12 protein-coding genes are annotated in these 16,332 nt (G+C 51.9%); 8 read left to right on the top strand and 4 right to left on the bottom strand.

Annotated elements, in window-relative coordinates:
• Nucleotides 1-93 precede the first annotated feature (93 nt).
• Nucleotides 94-1,971, top strand: coding sequence for a dihydroxy-acid dehydratase (gene ilvD / locus AC07OI_RS06960; protein ID WP_495256684.1), 1,878 nt, complete (start codon nucleotides 94-96; stop codon nucleotides 1,969-1,971).
• Nucleotides 1,972-2,271: 300 nt separating this feature from the next.
• A complete protein-coding gene (ribA, locus tag AC07OI_RS06955) occupies nucleotides 2,272-2,904 on the top strand; it encodes a GTP cyclohydrolase II (RefSeq protein ID WP_110257148.1) in 633 nt (210 codons plus the stop codon).
• Between the two features lie 36 nt (nucleotides 2,905-2,940).
• Here ribA and AC07OI_RS06950 read toward each other — a convergent pair whose 3' ends face one another.
• Complete coding sequence (locus tag AC07OI_RS06950; protein ID WP_495256683.1) at nucleotides 2,941-3,783, bottom strand: HDOD domain-containing protein; 843 nt, start codon at nucleotides 3,781-3,783, stop codon at nucleotides 2,941-2,943.
• Nucleotides 3,784-3,959: 176 nt separating this feature from the next.
• Here AC07OI_RS06950 and AC07OI_RS06945 point away from each other — a divergent pair, with 176 nt between their 5' ends.
• The 3 genes from AC07OI_RS06945 (at nucleotide 3,960) to AC07OI_RS06935 (ending at nucleotide 8,511) form a co-directional block, all read left to right on the top strand.
• The gene (locus AC07OI_RS06945; RefSeq protein ID WP_495256682.1) at nucleotides 3,960-4,841 is read left to right on the top strand and encodes a hypothetical protein; all 882 of its coding nucleotides are present in this window, start codon (nucleotides 3,960-3,962) and stop codon (nucleotides 4,839-4,841) included.
• A gap of 358 nt (nucleotides 4,842-5,199) precedes the next feature.
• Nucleotides 5,200-7,284, top strand: coding sequence for a TonB-dependent siderophore receptor (locus tag AC07OI_RS06940; protein ID WP_495256681.1), 2,085 nt, complete (start codon nucleotides 5,200-5,202; stop codon nucleotides 7,282-7,284).
• Nucleotides 7,285-7,305: 21 nt separating this feature from the next.
• Nucleotides 7,306-8,511, top strand: a complete 1,206-nt coding sequence (locus AC07OI_RS06935) for a PepSY-associated TM helix domain-containing protein (protein ID WP_495256770.1) — start codon at nucleotides 7,306-7,308, stop codon at nucleotides 8,509-8,511.
• A 22-nt stretch (nucleotides 8,512-8,533) separates the two neighbouring features.
• Here the strand turns inward: AC07OI_RS06935 and AC07OI_RS06930 are convergent, their stop codons facing one another.
• The 3 genes from AC07OI_RS06930 to zwf are packed head-to-tail and all read right to left on the bottom strand — an operon-like array spanning nucleotide 8,534 to nucleotide 11,585.
• Nucleotides 8,534-9,451, bottom strand: coding sequence for an SIS domain-containing protein (locus AC07OI_RS06930; RefSeq protein WP_492707333.1), 918 nt, complete (start codon nucleotides 9,449-9,451; stop codon nucleotides 8,534-8,536).
• Nucleotides 9,442-10,110, bottom strand: a complete 669-nt coding sequence (gene pgl, locus AC07OI_RS06925) for a 6-phosphogluconolactonase (RefSeq protein ID WP_495256680.1) — start codon at nucleotides 10,108-10,110, stop codon at nucleotides 9,442-9,444. The genes AC07OI_RS06930 and pgl overlap by 10 nt, the downstream gene beginning before the upstream one ends.
• Before the next feature lie 14 nt (nucleotides 10,111-10,124).
• Complete coding sequence (zwf, locus tag AC07OI_RS06920; protein ID WP_495256679.1) at nucleotides 10,125-11,585, bottom strand: glucose-6-phosphate dehydrogenase; 1,461 nt, start codon at nucleotides 11,583-11,585, stop codon at nucleotides 10,125-10,127.
• A 359-nt stretch (nucleotides 11,586-11,944) separates the two neighbouring features.
• Between zwf and edd the strand changes: the two genes are divergently transcribed.
• The 3 genes from edd to pgi all read left to right on the top strand — a co-directional run bounded on the left by edd (nucleotide 11,945) and on the right by pgi (nucleotide 16,159).
• Nucleotides 11,945-13,786, top strand: coding sequence for a phosphogluconate dehydratase (gene edd, locus AC07OI_RS06915; protein ID WP_495256678.1), 1,842 nt, complete (start codon nucleotides 11,945-11,947; stop codon nucleotides 13,784-13,786).
• Nucleotides 13,787-13,826: 40 nt separating this feature from the next.
• Nucleotides 13,827-14,462 (top strand): bifunctional 4-hydroxy-2-oxoglutarate aldolase/2-dehydro-3-deoxy-phosphogluconate aldolase, encoded by a 636-nt coding sequence (gene eda, locus AC07OI_RS06910; RefSeq protein WP_495256677.1) that lies wholly within the window; start codon nucleotides 13,827-13,829, stop codon nucleotides 14,460-14,462.
• 62 nt (nucleotides 14,463-14,524) lie between these two features.
• Nucleotides 14,525-16,159, top strand: a complete 1,635-nt coding sequence (gene pgi, locus AC07OI_RS06905; RefSeq protein WP_495256676.1) for a glucose-6-phosphate isomerase — start codon at nucleotides 14,525-14,527, stop codon at nucleotides 16,157-16,159.
• Nucleotides 16,160-16,332 lie beyond the last annotated feature (173 nt).

The raw sequence follows: 16,332 nt of genomic DNA, 5'->3' as shown, positions 1-16,332 counted from the left end.
CCTAATTCCCAATAAATTCCATATTTGACATATGATTATACGAAGCGCATGCTGATATAACATTTTCATTTTATCGCCAGCCTGGAGTCAGACATGCCCGCATACCGTTCCCGTACCACCACCCATGGCCGCAATATGGCCGGTGCCCGCGCTCTGTGGCGTGCGACTGGCATGAAAGATGGTGATTTCGATAAGCCTATCGTTGCCGTCGTCAATTCCTTTACCCAGTTCGTGCCTGGCCATGTGCATCTGAAAGACCTGGGCCAGATGGTGGCGCGTGAGATTGAGGCGGCTGGTGGTGTGGCCAAAGAATTCAATACGATAGCCGTGGACGATGGCATTGCCATGGGCCATGGCGGCATGTTGTATTCACTGCCCTCACGCGAACTGATTGCTGACTCTGTTGAATACATGGTCAATGCCCACTGTGCTGACGCCATGGTCTGCATTTCCAACTGCGATAAAATCACGCCCGGCATGCTGATGGCTGCCATGCGTTTGAATATCCCTGTCGTGTTCGTTTCTGGCGGCCCTATGGAAGCGGGCAAGGTGCTGGAGACTTTGCATCCCAAACAGACTGGTGAGCAAAGAATCATGAAGATTGATCTGGTCGATGCCATGATCAAGGCTGGTGACAGCAATGTGTCGGATGAAGAGATAGGCCGCATAGAGCGTTCCGCCTGTCCTACCTGTGGTTCATGTTCTGGCATGTTCACGGCAAACTCAATGAATTGCCTGACAGAAGCACTGGGCCTGTCCTTACCAGGTAATGGCACGATCCTGGCGACCCATGCAGACCGCAAGGAATTGTTCCTGCGCGCAGGCCGTCTGGTGGTTGAGCTGGCCAAGCGCCATTATGAGCAAGATGATTATTCCATCCTGCCACGCTCCATCGCCAACAAGGCAACCTTTGAAAACGCTATGGCACTTGATGTATCCATGGGTGGTTCTACCAATACCGTCTTGCATTTGCTGGCTGCTGCGCATGAAGCGGGCGTGGATTTCAAGATGGCAGATATTGACCGCATCTCACGCAAAGTACCTTGTCTGTGCAAGGTCGCACCGATGACCGATAAATACCATATCGAAGACGTGCACCGTGCTGGAGGCATTATCTCTATCCTGGGTGAACTGGCACGCGCTGGTCTGCTTGATACCACGCGCCCGACCGTGCATAGCCCGACCATGGCAGATGCGATTGCGCAAAATGATATCGCGGTGACTGACAATGCGGCAATCCGCAAACTGTTCAGCGCTGCACCGGGTGGCGTGCCTACCCAGACGGCCTTCTCGCAAGACAAACGTTTTGACAGCCTCGATACCGACCGCGAAGCTGGCTGCATACGCGATAAGGCGCATGCCTATTCGCAAGATGGTGGCCTGGCGGTCTTATACGGCAATCTGGCAGAAAAAGGCTGCATCGTCAAAACCGCGGGCGTCGATGAAAGCATCTTGAAATTCACCGGCAAGGCCCGTGTGTTTGAAAGCCAGGATTCTGCGGTAGAAGCCATCCTCGGCGATACCGTACATGAAGGCGATGTCGTCATCATCCGTTATGAAGGCCCCAAAGGCGGCCCCGGTATGCAGGAAATGCTGTATCCAACTTCCTATATCAAGTCCAAAGGCCTGGGCAAAGCCTGTGCTCTGTTCACTGATGGTCGTTTCTCTGGTGGTTCTTCCGGCCTGGTAATAGGCCATGCATCACCAGAAGCTGCCGAAGGTGGAACTATTGGTTTGGTGGAAGAAGGCGATATCATAGAAATTGATATCCCGGCCCGCACTATTAATCTCAAAGTCAGCGACGGCGACCTGGCACAGCGCAGGGCAGCAATGGAAGCACGCGGCCCGCAAGCCTGGCAGCCAGTAGACCGTGAGCGCTATGTTTCACAAGCCTTGCAGGCTTATGCTGCTTTGGCAACTTCGGCCGACCGTGGCGCGGTCAGGGATATTACGCAGTTGCAGCGTAGATAAGAATCTGGCGTAGGTAGCTGGTCTGCTTGCGAAGCCATGAGGAAGAGAGCACCTTGCAAAAGCAGGTGCTCTTTTTTTTCGGGGAAACCCTCTACTCCGGCAACTACTTGCTTTTCGGGATGCAGACCCTATATAGCTTTAATTAGATCTGGTTAGCTTTGATTAAGAATAAAACGCCCGTTCGCAGCGGCAGGTAGAAAATGCCTGTCTCGTTTATACTCTAGCCTTGGCCGATGTTATCAACGCCACTGATGGCGCTATGCCAGGCAATAATCCATAAAAAGAATCCGCGAGAATTGTATGTTAAGCAATGACCAGCCTGTCAAATTAGATGAACAGGCCTTGGAATATGTTGATTCCTGTAACCTGCCCACGACCTGGGCAACTTTCCGCATGCATGCTTTTGTCGAAACGGCAACTGGCAAGGAGCACATTGCCCTGACTCTCGGTGATGTGGCTGATGGCCAGCCCGTGCTTGCGCGCATACATTCAGAGTGCCTGACCGGTGACGCCTTGTTCAGTAAACGCTGTGACTGTGGACCGCAACTGGAACTGGCCCTGCAAAAAATCGCCCAGGAAGGGCGTGGTGCCTTGCTGTATTTGCGCCAGGAAGGGCGTGGCATAGGTCTGCTCAACAAGGTGCGTGCCTATCATTTGCAAGACGAGGGTGCCGATACAGTTGAAGCCAACCAAAAGCTCGGCTTTGCAGCAGACCTGCGCGACTATAGCCTGTGCGACCCCATGCTCAAACATCTGGGCATAGAGTCTGTACGCCTGATGACCAATAACCCGCGCAAGATTTCTGCGATGGAAGGCATGAACGTCAGGGTGCAGGAGCATGTGCCCCTGATCGTCAAGCGCAATCCCTATAATGAGCGCTATCTGAGTACCAAGGCCACCAAGCTGGGGCATTTAATACAGCCAGATTTGTAACACCGAGTGTTTGAGTTTATATGAATGGGCTTTGGTTCAGACTTCGACCATATCCTGCAGCTTTTCAAATTCCTTTGCGGCTTCAGCCAATACTTCATCTAGTAACGCCTGGTCCAGGCCCAGGTTTTCCCAGGATTGTCCGGTAATTTCTGGCGGCACCAGGTCGGGTGTCATCGTCGCCCCCAAGGCGTGTGCTATGCCGTCAGCAACATGGATGATGGTTGCCAGAAATCCCAGGCCAGGTTTTTCTGGCTGGTGGTGACCGGCAATCGCCTTGATCATCATGTCTGAAAAATTCCACTGCCTTGCCAGCGCTTCACCTATGGCTGCATGATCAATATGGATCAGTTGTCTTTCGGCTTCAAACTGAGTCGCTTCCTGCTCCTGCCTGTACAGCAATACTTGCTCATAAGATTGGGTATAACAAGTCGCCAACACCAATGCTCCTATGTCATGCAGCAATCCAGCAGTAAAAGCAACATCGGTATTGAGGTTCAGACGTCGTGCCAATATCCTGGCGGCGATAGCGACAGCGTTCGAATGCCGCCAGAAATCCTTGTGACTAAAGCCCTTGCAGTTATTGTCCGGGAAGCAGCCTGACAGGGCAGCCGTCATGACGATTTGCCTGACTGTACTCAAACCCAGTAGCGAAATTGCTTGTTGTACGGTAGTGACCTTGATCATGGTCGAGTAATACGCAGAATTGGCGTAGCGCAGAGTCTTAGCCGTGAGTGCCAGGTCCAGGCTGACTTTTTGTGCCAGTTCCTGCACATTGAGTTCTTCCTTGTCTATGTTGTTGAGTAACTCCATGACAATAGCTGGCAAGGTCGGTAAATCTTGAACGCTGTCTATGATCTGGGCAAGAGAGATGGGATTCATTCAAAAGCTCCACGATAAGATGACGGGTATATTGCACAGCTTGCCAGAAATAACTCGGGCTGACTTGAATTTTTATCATCAGCGTGCACTTGCTGCAACGATGGGCCAATATTTCTATGTGCTTAAAGTCAGGCTAGCTTTAGAATCGCCTCCTTTGTTTTCATTTGGTTCAATAAATGTTTGATCACGACACATCCCGGATCGCCAGATTCAGTTGTATCGCCCTGATTTGCGCAGCACTTTGGGCATGCGGCAAACAGCAGGCGGAAAGCAAACCGGAATCACCTGCATCAGCAGTCCTTGCTAATCCCATTGTCACCAGTGCAGCAATAAGCAGCCAGCCTGCAAAGCCTGGCCTTGCAGATACTGCAGACAGTTTTATGGCAAGCCTGCAGGCGAAAATGAAATCTTATGACGAGGCTGTTCTGCGCAAGTGGATAGATGAGTTTAATACCCGGCAGCTGATATTGCATGGCGTAGTAAAAGCCGGTGAGGATTTGCCGCCATTGCCTGCAGGCGTAGTGCAAATTGAATTCGAAGACCTGGGTGAGCAAGTCTTGTTGCAATTGCGCGAAGTGCTGACTGCACATAGCGACGATATTGATGGAGGTACGGATCAGTTTCGTTCTGTCTTTTTCAATAAGAGCGACATGAAATTGCTGGCAGATATTGCCACGAAAAGTCAGGCCATGCCGGATACCAGCATGCGCATTGCCATCGGTAGCCAGCAAAGCTGCATGGGCGACGCGGCTGGTGAAGGCTATGCAATTTTTGACTTGAAACAAAATGGCAAAACCTATTTCAGCGAAAAATTCCAGGATGAGGTACAAAGCTTTGAAGTAAGGCCTGTGAAGCCCGGCACAATTCAATTATTGACGCATAGCGAAACAGATTTCAAAGGCAAGGAAAAGGACATGCAGCAATGTGAAATAGGTAGCTGGGTAGATGTGCTGGAAACGACCTATACCATTAGCTGTGACGCCAGGCTTGGTAAGTGCGCATCGCAGAAAAAGCAAAAGATTTATCCGGCTTGTAGTGCAGTGGGTGCCTGTGATTGATGTATTTGTCACAAGAGATGTTCAGGCGCGGATAAGTGCAGTACGAGACGCGCAAGTTCTCCTGGAGGCGTGGAGTGTGTCTTGAATTTATTTAAATAGTTAAATATAAATGAGAATGATTTGCAATTGCATTTGTATCTAAGTAAAATAAGCTGAAGTTTTTACTTCTAACGCTATCAGAGGCAATTCTCTGTATAGGCAGTCAATTTCCAGGCTTATTATGACTTTTCGCTCATTCCGCTCGTCCAGTTACTCCGTTTTGCCCTGCAACAATCCCGCCTCGCTGCAGAAAAATTTACGTCCTGCCAGTTCGCTGAGCCCCCTAAACCCTCTGAGTCCAATTGCATTGGCGCTTTCCATGCTGCTGGCAGCATCTGCTTTTGCAGAAGAAGCTGCTCCAGCCAAGGCAAGCCAATCAGAATTGCCTGAGGTCTTGGTAACTGGTGTTTCAGGCAATGAACCGAGTACAGAAAAGACGGGTGCATATACAAAAAGGAGAAGCAGTTCGGCAACCAAACTCGATTTGTCTTTGCGCGAAACACCGCAATCAGTATCAGTTGTTACGCGCGCCAAGATGGATGACTTCAAACAAGTCAATGTGAATGATGTGCTGGCTAATACCACTGGTGTGTCGGTAGAAAAAGTAGAGACCGACCGCACTTATTACATGGCACGCGGTTTTGATATTACCAATTTCCAGTACGATGGCGTCGGTTTGCCATTCACCTCTGGTAATGTGGCAGGCGATATTGATACCGCGATTTACGACAGGGTGGATATCGTGCGCGGCGCGAATGGCCTGATGTCAGCGACTGGCAATCCGTCTGCAACAGTCAACTTTATCCGCAAGCGTCCGGCCTACCAGTTCCAGGCTTCTGCCGGGCTGACGCTGGGTTCCTGGAACACGCGCAGGCTGGATGCAGATGTATCTGGTACCCTGAATGCCGCAGGCACAGTAGCTGGTCGTATAGTGGTCGCGAAACAGGCTGGTGATTCTTATCTCGACCGTTATTCGCCTGAAAAAACCGTGGTATATGGCGTGGTTGAAGCCAATCTCGGCGAAGCTACAGTGCTGACACTGGGGCATTCACATCAAAAGAGTGATGCCAAAGGTGGCATGTGGGGCGCCTTGCCCCTGTATTACACCGACGGCAGCCCGACCAATTACAGGACTTCCACCAGTACCGCTGCAGACTGGTCACACTGGCTCACGCAAGACGACCGCAGCTTTGTCGAACTGAGTCATCAACTGAACAATGACTGGCAAATCAAGACGACATTGAGCCGCAACAGATCAACTGCAGACTCCAAACTGTTTTATGCCTATGGTACGCCAGACCGCAAGACCGGTCTGGGCTTGTATAGCTATCCTTCGCTGTACAACGATGTCAACACCCAGACACTGTTTGATTTGTCTGCCAGTGGCAAATTCACATTGGCAGGACGCAAGCACGACCTGAGTTTTGGTATCAACTGGTCGAAGTCGAAGATGGATGACATCTCCCACTATGGCGTAGGCATAGGTACCGCTTTGCCAGATATCAGTAACTGGACAGGTAATTATCCGCAACCTGCGTTCAATGCGTATACCGATGGCAGTGCGTATGAAGACACGCGCAAGACAATATTTATTGCATCACGTTTCAACCTGGCAGATCAATTCAAATTCATCGCCGGAGCAAACCATACCAAGGCCGAAAGCACCGGCTATGCCTATGGTGTCAGCAGTCGCAAGAATGCCAGCAATACCTCACCTTATCTGGGCCTGGTCTATGATCTGACACCATATGCTTCTGTGTACGCCAGCCACACAGAAATCTTCAATCCGCAAAGCGAAGTGGATGCGAGTGGTAAAACCCTGGACCCCGTCAAAGGCAAGGGTGATGAACTGGGTATCAAGCTCGAACTGTTTGACCGCAAGCTCAACCTGTCTGCAGCCGTTTTCAAGATACAGCAAAACAATGCAGCAGAACAGGCTGGTTATATCGGCACCAAGAGTTTTTACCGTGGCATAGATGCGCAATCACAGGGCTTTGAACTTGACGCCAGTGGTGAACTGGCAAAAGGCTGGAACCTCAGCGCAGGCTATACACAGTTGAGTCTCAAGGGGAGCAATGATCAGGATGTCAAAACTTATGTGCCTCGCAAATTGTTCCGTCTGTCGACCACTTATCAACTGCCTTTCATGCCGCAGGCTAAAGTTGGTGGCAGCCTGAACTGGCAATCAGATACTTTCCGTGATGAGGGCTCGGGCAACATCATACGCCAGGGCAGTTATGCAACGCTGAACCTGATGGCGCGCTATGACGTGAATCAGAACCTCAGCATATCGGCCAACCTGAACAACGTCAGTGATCAAAAATATCTGACCAGTCTTTACTGGAGCCAGGGCTATTACGCTGCGCCAAGAAACGGCAGCGTTGCGGTCAACTGGAAATATTGATAAGCCGGGAAGTTTATGCTGATGCGTCCTGTCTTTGTTTTGCTGCACCGCTGGTTTGGGCTGGCGGTGGCGGTATTTCTGTTCATCTCTGGCCTGACGGGTGCTTTCATCTCCTGGGACCATGAGCTTGATGCTTTGCTCAATCCGCATTTGTTCCAGGCGCACAGCCAGTCGCAAGGCAGGGCTGGCAAAGCCATGTCAGGACTGGAACTGGCCAACAGGGTGGAAGCACGCGACCCCCGTATCTGGGTGACCTATGTACTGAACGAGGCAGAGTCAGGGCATACCAGCCAGATGTCGGTAGAGGGCAGGATTGATCCGGCAACCGGCAAGGCTTATCCGCTGGGCTTTAACCAGATTGCAGTCGACCCTGTTACTGGTGATGTACAGGGAAAGCGACAATGGGGTGAGATATCCCTGAGCCGTGAAAACCTGTTGCCGTTTTTATACAAGCTGCATTACACCATGCATATACCCGAGGTGTCTGGTATAGAGCTGGGGATTCTGTTCATGGGCATCATAGGCATAGTGTGGGCGCTTGATTGCTTTATCGCGCTATGGCTGTCTTTCCCTAACTGGCGTAGCTGGCGAAAGTCCTTCGCTTTTCGCTGGCGTCAGGGTGGGCATAAACTTAATTTTGACTTGCACCGTTCCAGTGGTGTCTGGTTATGGCTGTTCATGCTGCTGCTGGCGATTACTTCGGTATCAATGAACTTGAATGCCCAGGTGGTACGCCCCGTGGTTTCATTATTTTCACCGCTGAGTGCTGACGTATTTGCCAGCCGCGTGCCGCAAGCCCCGGACAAGCCTCTGATACCTGTCATCAGCCGTGAGCAGGTTACTGAATTGGCGAAACAGGAAGCGCAAAAACGCGGCTGGACTTTGCCTGCTGGCGGCATATTTTATTCACCCGCATTTGGTGTGTATGGTGTGGGATTTTTTGAACCTGGCAATGATCATGGAGATGTCGGCCTTGGTAATGCCTGGTTGTATTTTGATGGCAAGGATGGCAGTGCGCTGGGAGGAAAAATTCCCGGTACCGGATCTGCTGGCGATATTTTCCTGCAGGCGCAATTCCCTTTGCATTCAGGCCGCATACTCGGCTTGACCGGGCGTATCATGATTTCATTGCTGGGCCTGGTGGTGGCCATGCTGAGCGTCACCGGCGTGATTATCTGGATGAGAAAGCGACGTGCAAGAGTAGTCGTCGCAATCCAGCCGATTTGATTTTCTTTGCTTCAGCTTATCTTCAGCTAATCTTGGGCACCAGCCGTTTTTCACTGATACTGGCTTTGGCTCTTTCCAGCATGTCGATGGCCGCAGGGCCGCGCAGCAGGGTGACAGCCACTGCCAGTGCATCGATATAAGTCAGATGCGCAAGGCGTGAAGTCATGGGCGTATAGATGTCCGGGTCTTCTTCCACGTCCACGCCGATATGCACATCGGCCAGTTCTGCTAGCGGGCCGCCGCTGGCACACAGCACCAGTATCTTGGCACCAGCCTGCTTCGCCAGTTGTACGCTGTCGATCAGGTCGCGGGTACGGCCTGTGCGTGAAAATGCGACGACGACACAATCGCTATTCAATAAAGTGGCCGATTGTGCCTGCAAGTGGGCATCGCAAAATACCGTGGTTGGTATGCCAAAACGGAAAAATTTCAACTGCGCATCAATAGCCAGTGCACCGGAATAACCCAGGCCATAACATTCTATGCGGCGTGCCCGCGCCAGCAGGCTGACTGCCGCTTCAAAGGTCGCCGTATTGGCATTATTCCGTGCCTCCATCAGGGCGGCGATAGTACGGTCAAATACCTTGGGCAAGACATCGCGTACATGGTCAGCCTGGTTCACATCCAGATGCAGGAAAGGGATGCCGGTGGCGAGGCTCTTGGCAAACGCCAGCTTGAAGGTCTTGAAACCATCAAAGCCCATGCTCTGGGCAAAGCGGGCCACCGTGGGTTCGCTGACATCACAAGCCTGGGCCAAAACCCGTATCGACATCTCCAGCGCATCATGCGGCTTTTGCAGCAAAAATTCTGCTACCTGGCGCTCGGCACGGCTCAAGGCTGTGCTGGCAGTGCGTATGCGTGCCAGCAAGCCTTTTTCAGGAGGCGTGTTGGGTTTATTGTCAGAAAACGGATTGGCCATATACATGAGTTTTACGGACACCAGAAAACATCTATGGTACAGCCTGCTTCACGCAGCAGGGACGCAACCGGCAGATTATTTTCTATCGCCTGTTCCAATACCTGACGTTTTTCTGCACCAGTGATCACCAGCCAGATGCGCTTGGTATTGAGCAGCCGCGGCAAGGACAGTGACATGCGGCTCTGGCGGGTTTGCGGATGTACAGCCGCCAGGCAGGCCAGGTCATCATGCTGGGTAGGCGCGCCAGGGAAGAGGGAGGCAATATGCCCATCCGCACCCATACCCAGCAAGACGGCACTGAAGGCTTGCGGCAATTGCTCATTCAGACGCACGTTGATGGCTTCTGTCGCTACTTCTGGCGTGCTCGATGCATTTTTCAGGGACACCAGCTGCCAGCGCTTGTCTGCAGCAGAGCCAGACAGGCAGCGGCGGAACAGGCCTTCATTGCTCTGCGCGTCCTGGTCCGGCACCCAGCGTTCATCAGTGGCGACGAGCTTGATGGGATTATGCGCATCTATATTCGACAGCAACTGATCCAGGCGCTGGTACACAGGCGCAGGCGTAGAACCGCCGGCCAGGGCAAAGCTGCTGCCGTCAGGTGTGGTCTGGATAACATCCAGCCATTGCTGGCCCAGGGCTTCGGTCAGTGCCGTGAAGTTTTCAAATGTATGGTATTTCATGGTCATTTTATCGCTTAGCTTTCAACGAATTCTTCACCCCAGGCTGCCCCATGCTGTGCCAGCAAGTAACTGGCGGCAGAGGGACCCCAACTGCCAGCGATATATGACTTGAGACCTTCACTGTCGTTTTGCCAGGCGCTCATGATAGGGTCTATCCAGGCCCATGCTGCGCTCAGTTCGTCATCGCGCACGAACAGGGTCAGGTCACCGTGCATGGCATCAAGCAAGAGGCGCTCGTAGGATTCGACGCGGCGTGAATTGGATACTTCAGCAAAATCCAGGTTCAGGGCAACGTCAGACAGACGTATGCCTTCGCCCGGTTCCTTGGCCTTCATATACAGCTGCACGCTTTCTTCTGGCTGCAGGGAAATTACCAGTCGGTTAGAACGCAAAGGTCCTTGCGATTTTCCGAAAATAGAATACGGGATAGGTTTGAAATTGATCGTGATCTCTGCACTGCGGCTCGCCATGCGCTTGCCTGTACGCAGGTAGAAAGGCACACCAGCCCAGCGCCAGTTATCTATCTCTGCGCGGATGGCAACAAAGGTTTCTGTGCGTGAAGACGGCGGCACACCAGGTTCATTCTGGTAAGCGATAACCGGTTTGCCATCAACGGCACCGGCACGGTATTGGCCGCGTACGGTTTTCTTGCTGACTTCATCCGGCGTGAACTTGTGCAGGGCGCGCAAGACTTTGACTTTCTCGTCACGTATCGCATCCGGGTTGGCATTCACCGGTGGTTCCATGGCGACGATGGAGACCAGTTGTAGTAAATGGTTTTGCACCATATCACGCAGGGCGCCAGTGTGGTCATAGAAATCACCACGTGACTCTACGCCAACTTGTTCAGAGATGGAAATTTGCACATCCTGTATCCATTTGCGGTTCCACAAAGGCTCAAGGAAGGAATTAGCAAAGCGCAGTGCCAGCAGATTTTGCACCATCTCTTTACCGAGGTAATGATCAATACGGTAAATCTGGTTTTCGTTCAGGTAAGAACGCAGGGACTGATTGATTTCTTTGGCAGACTGTGCATCACGGCCCAGCGGTTTTTCTACCACCACACGGGCATTGCCTTCAACCAGGCCGTGCTTCGATAATTGCTCGACCACGGGGATAAAGATATCCGGGCCAGTCGCCAGGTAAAACAGGGTGGCATTGGTTTCGCTGGTTTGCAGGCTGTCTTTGAGCGCAGCAAAATCTTCAGGAATGCGTGCGTCGATTTTTGAATAATGCGTGGTCGCCAAAAAGGCTGCGCGTTTTTCCTCTGTCGCCCCATCTACATCAGACGCATAAGATTCTATGGCGGTAGCGACACGCACACGGAATTCTTCATCCGTCAGTTTTTCGCGTGCTGCACCGATGAATTTGAAATCCTTATCCAGCCTGCCATTCACAAATGCGCTATACAAAGCAGGGATGATCTTGCGCTTGGCAAGATCGCCAGTGCCGCCAAATAAGACAAATGTGGTCATGCTGACTCCGTGTTGTGTCGATTGTTATGTTGGGCGCAACACAGACGGCAGGTGTATGTTCCCGTATGTTCTGTGTTGCGGGGTGCTACGTGAGCTTGCTATTTTTTTGCATTGCTTTCTCGTGCATTGCAAAAGATGTACTACATTGATGATAGTGATTTATCTTGATTATGCCAGAAAATATTCAGAAATGTAGTTTCATTACGATAAATTTGAAGTTTTTGCCAAAAAAAACAGCTAAATACCAAAATACTGAAAGTTTGTTACAGAAATGAGGGGATTTATGCTATCTTTGCTGGCATTGATTCAGTATTGCTACAGCTTTCTTATTTTCGCCCCAAAGGGTTACAGGTGTTTATATGACGACATCCCCATCCACTGCGTTGCACCCTGTTATCGACAAGGTCACACAGCGCATTACCGAGCGCAGCAAAACCTTGCGCAGTACTTATCTTTCCCATCTGGAGCAAATGCGTGGTCGCGGCCCGCGTCGTGCCAGTCTGTCCTGTGCTAATCAGGCGCATGCCAATGCGGCCATGGACAGCGGCACCAAGATCTGGCTCAACCAGGCGCAAAAACCAAATATCGGCATCGTTACTGCCTACAACGATATGTTGTCGGCACATCAGCCCTATGAACATTATCCGGCGCAAATACGTCAGACTGCTCTGCGCTTTGGCGGTACTGCCCAGGTAGCTGGTGCCGTGCCTGCCATGTGTGATGGCGTGACACAGGGCCGCCCCGGTATGGAGCTCTCGCTGTTCTCACGTGATGTGATTGCCCAGGCGACCGCCGTGGCGCTGACTCATGATGCTTTTGATGCGACGCTCTGCCTCGGTATTTGCGACAAGATCGTGCCTGGCCTGCTGATAGGTGCGCTGGCCTTTGGCCATCTGCCTACTATCTTCATACCAGCAGGCCCCATGGGTTCTGGCTTGTCAAATAAAGAAAAAGCTGCAGTGCGTGAACGCTATGCACAGGGCAAGGCGACCAAGGAAGAATTGCTCGCAGCAGAAAGCGCTGCCTACCATAGCGCAGGCACCTGTACATTCTATGGCACAGCCAACAGCAATCAGATGCTGCTGGAAGCCATGGGCCTGCATTTGCCTGGTGCTGCCTTTGTCCATCCTGGCGACCCTTTGCGCAGTGTGCTGACGGATGCGGCAGTAGAGCGCGTCCTGCAATTGACCGAGCAAAGTGGCAATTACAAACCCATAGGTCAGTTGGTCAATGAAAAAACCATCGTCAATGCCGTCATCGCCTTACTGGCGACGGGTGGTTCCACCAACCACACTATCCACTGGATTGCCGTAGCCCGCGCGGCTGGCATCATCATCGACTGGCAGGACTTTGACGAGCTGTCATCCGTCATCCCTTTGCTGACGCGTGTTTATCCTAACGGTACTGCTGACGTCAATGCCTTTGAAGATGCAGGTGGCCCGGTATTCGTGATACGTGAGCTCTTGTCTGCCGGGCTCATGCATGCAGATGTCATGACAGTGTATGGCAATGATGGTTTGAACTCACACACCAGCCGCCCGGTATTGGCTGAAGATGGCAAGGTCAAATGGGAAGCATTGCCAGCAGAGTCGACCGACACTACGGTAGTACGCAATGTGGCTGATCCTTTCGCACCTACCGGCGGCCTGCGCTTATTACACGGCAACCTGGGTCGTGCCATCGTCAAGGCATCTGCCGTACCTGAAGATGCCTGGATCATCAAGGCACCGGCCAAAGTATTTGAATCGCAGGATGCCCTCGTCAAGGCGTATAAAGCAGGCGAATTGAATATGGACTTCGTCGCCGTCGTCATCTTCCAGGGCCCGCAAGCGAATGGTATGCCTGAGCTACATCAGTTCACCCCTGTGCTGGGCAGCCTGATGTCGGCTGGTTATAAGGTTGCGCTGGTGACGGATGGCCGCATGTCGGGTGCATCCGGAAAAGTACCTGCGGCTCTGCATGTCAGCCCGGAAGTGGCACAAGGCGGCCCACTGGGTAAAGTGCGTGATGGTGATGTGATTGAGCTCAATGTCCATACTGGCGAATTGCGTGCCCTGGTGGATGCTGATACATGGTCACAACGCGCCGTGCGTGAGCTCAGCAAGGAAATCACTTTTGGCTATGGTCGTGACTTGTTTGCCGCACAGCGTCGAGTAGTGACTGCGCCTGAGCATGGCGCGTCCACTCTTTTCATTGATTAATTTTCTAAAAGCGAAACCCATCATGAGCATGAATATCAGTATGAGCAAGCGAAACATCGTCGCCCAACTGGAACAAATACGCGTATTGCCTATCCTCGTTACTGATGATGTCGATCAGGCTATACGCTGCGTCACTACGCTGGCAGAAAATGGCTTGCCAGCGGTGGAAATCACCTTGCGTACACCAAATGCAATGACAGTCTTGCGTGAAGTAGTCAAGGCTTGCCCGACAGTGACTGTGGGTGCCGGTACGATCCTGACGCAGGCGCAGCTGGATGCAGTCAAAGAGACAGGCGCAGCGTTTGGTATCAGCCCTGGCATCACACCCGTGCTTGCCAAAGCCGCCGCTGATTCTGGCCTGCCTTATTTCCCTGGCGTTGGCGGTGCCAGTGACCTGATGCTGGCACTGGAACATGGTTTCAATGTAGTCAAACTTTTCCCTTCCGATATCGTCGGTGCCACCAAGATGGCAAAGGCGCTGGGCGGCCCTTTCCCAGATGTGAAATTTTGCCTGACTGGTGGTGTCACAGTGGAGGCGACTCCAGCACTATTGCAACAATCAAACATCCTGTGCGTGGGTGGTTCGTGGATGTGTCCAGCCTCGCTCATCAATGCAGGCGACTGGGCGGCGATTGGTGCACTGGCGGCAGCTGCGGCCGCAGCAGGCAAGAAGTAAATACAGGTTGGAATAATATTTTTAGCACTCTCACTAATCACTTTTCGTCTATAAGCAAGATTATGGTCACTTCCGTATCGCGTACTCCTATCTGGGGTTTGTTGCAGCAACGTGCCACCAACATGCCCAACCTGAAAGATTTGTTTCGTGCTGATCCACAGCGCTTTGCGCATTTTTCAGCGTCTGCCTGCGGCATCATGCTTGATTACTCCAAGCAGCGCATAGACACGACAGCAAAGCTGAATTTGTTGGCGCTGGCCAGGCAGCAGGATGTAGAGTCACGCCGCGACGCGATGTTACGCGGTGAAGCGATCAACCAGACGGAAAACCGCGCTGTCTTGCACACCGTACTGCGCTTGCCGAAAGGCGAGTCCTTTGATCTGAATGGTGAGAACATTGCTGCCGATGTGCATCAGGTGCTGGCGCAAATGCGGACGTTCAGCGATGCAGTCAGGGAAGGGCGCTGGCAGGGATATACCGGCAAATCCATACGCACTATCGTCAATATCGGCATAGGTGGTTCTGACCTTGGCCCGCAAATGGCTTGCATCGCTTTGGCACCGTGGTCACAAAAAAACCTGTCCCTGCATTTTGTCTCTAACGTCGATGGCCGTCATGTCGCTGATGCGCTGGCTAATGCTGATCCTGAAACCACCTTGTTCGTGGTGGCATCCAAGACTTTCTCGACCATGGAGACTTTGACCAATGCCCGCACTGCGCGCGAATGGATGTTGTCGCACGGCTGCCCGGTCGATCAGATACGCCAGCATTTCGTGGCACTCAGTACGAATGTAAAAGCTGCTGCTGATTTTGGTATTGCGCCTGAAAATGTATTCCCATTCTGGAACTGGGCTGGTGGCCGTTATTCGATGTGGAGTGCCATCGGCTTGTCGATTGCCCTGTATGTAGGCGCTGACCGCTTTGAAGAAATGCTGGCTGGTGCGCATGAAATGGATCTGCATTTTGCCCAGGCACCGCTGGAACAAAATCTGCCCGTGTTGATGGCCTTGATAGGTGTGTGGAATATCAATTTCCTTGGTTTGCAAGCCCTGTCGATTGCACCTTACCACCAGCGCATGACGCGCTTGCCTGCCTATTTGCAGCAACTGGAAATGGAAAGCAATGGCAAGTCCGTCACGCGTGAAGGCCAGCGGGTTGATTACACCACTTCGCCTATTTTGTTTGGTGAAGCAGGTACCAATGGTCAGCATGCTTACTTCCAGTTATTGCATCAGGGTGCAACAATTATCCCTACCGACTTTATCGTAGTGGCTGATGATGATGCAGGTTTGCCCGGTCACAATCAGGCATTGCTGGCAAATTGCTTTGCGCAATCCAAGGCCATGGCCTGGGGTAAGAGCATGGCAGAAGTACGCGCTGAACTTGGTGATTTGCCAGAGAAGGTACTGGCACCCCGTGTGTTTGAAGGCAATCGCCCGACCTCAACCGTCTTGCTGGATTCTCTGACGCCACGTTCTTTGGGCGCATTGATTGCACTATATGAGCACAAGGTCTTTGTGCAATCCGTGATCTGGGATATCAATGCCTTTGATCAATGGGGTGTAGAGCTGGGTAAATCACTGGCGCAGCAATTGATCAGCCTTGATCCGAGTGCAGTCAAAGAAGATTACGACAGCTCAACCAAGGGTTTGTTAATGGCAGTTGGTCGCAGTCATAAATTGAAAAAAGCTGCTTAGCTCACTTATTCAAACCAAGTTGTTGTAACTTAGCCTCAGCCAGTTTGATATATCAAGTCGCAAATTGTGGTGTAAGCATGCTGTCAAGGCAGCTGCTTACTCTACGAAGTTGCGTCTTTGACGCTGTAAATATATTGCTGCAGCCAGACGCACAAGAATTTTCATCGATCTGT

It is taken from the genome of Undibacterium sp. GW821-FHT07F11, from assembly GCF_059418665.1.
Note: the sequence above shows the minus strand (reverse complement) of the source record. Positions and strands in the feature narration are given on the sequence as shown.

Bases quoted from the DNA above. Each gene is read 5' to 3' on its own strand.
- eda (WP_495256677.1), top strand. From the start codon at position 13,827: ATGAGCAAGCGAAACATCGTCGCCCAACTGGAACAAATACGCGTATTG.
- pgl (WP_495256680.1), bottom strand. From the start codon at position 10,110: ATGAAATACCATACATTTGAAAACTTCACGGCACTGACCGAAGCCCTG.
- edd (WP_495256678.1), top strand. From the start codon at position 11,945: ATGACGACATCCCCATCCACTGCGTTGCACCCTGTTATCGACAAGGTC.
- AC07OI_RS06940 (WP_495256681.1), top strand. From the start codon at position 5,200: ATGCTGCTGGCAGCATCTGCTTTTGCAGAAGAAGCTGCTCCAGCCAAG.
- AC07OI_RS06950 (WP_495256683.1), bottom strand. From the start codon at position 3,783: ATGAATCCCATCTCTCTTGCCCAGATCATAGACAGCGTTCAAGATTTA.
- pgi (WP_495256676.1), top strand. From the start codon at position 14,525: ATGGTCACTTCCGTATCGCGTACTCCTATCTGGGGTTTGTTGCAGCAA.
- AC07OI_RS06945 (WP_495256682.1), top strand. From the start codon at position 3,960: ATGTTTGATCACGACACATCCCGGATCGCCAGATTCAGTTGTATCGCC.
- ribA (WP_110257148.1), top strand. From the start codon at position 2,272: ATGTTAAGCAATGACCAGCCTGTCAAATTAGATGAACAGGCCTTGGAA.
- AC07OI_RS06935 (WP_495256770.1), top strand. From the start codon at position 7,306: ATGCGTCCTGTCTTTGTTTTGCTGCACCGCTGGTTTGGGCTGGCGGTG.
- ilvD (WP_495256684.1), top strand. From the start codon at position 94: ATGCCCGCATACCGTTCCCGTACCACCACCCATGGCCGCAATATGGCC.
- zwf (WP_495256679.1), bottom strand. From the start codon at position 11,585: ATGACCACATTTGTCTTATTTGGCGGCACTGGCGATCTTGCCAAGCGC.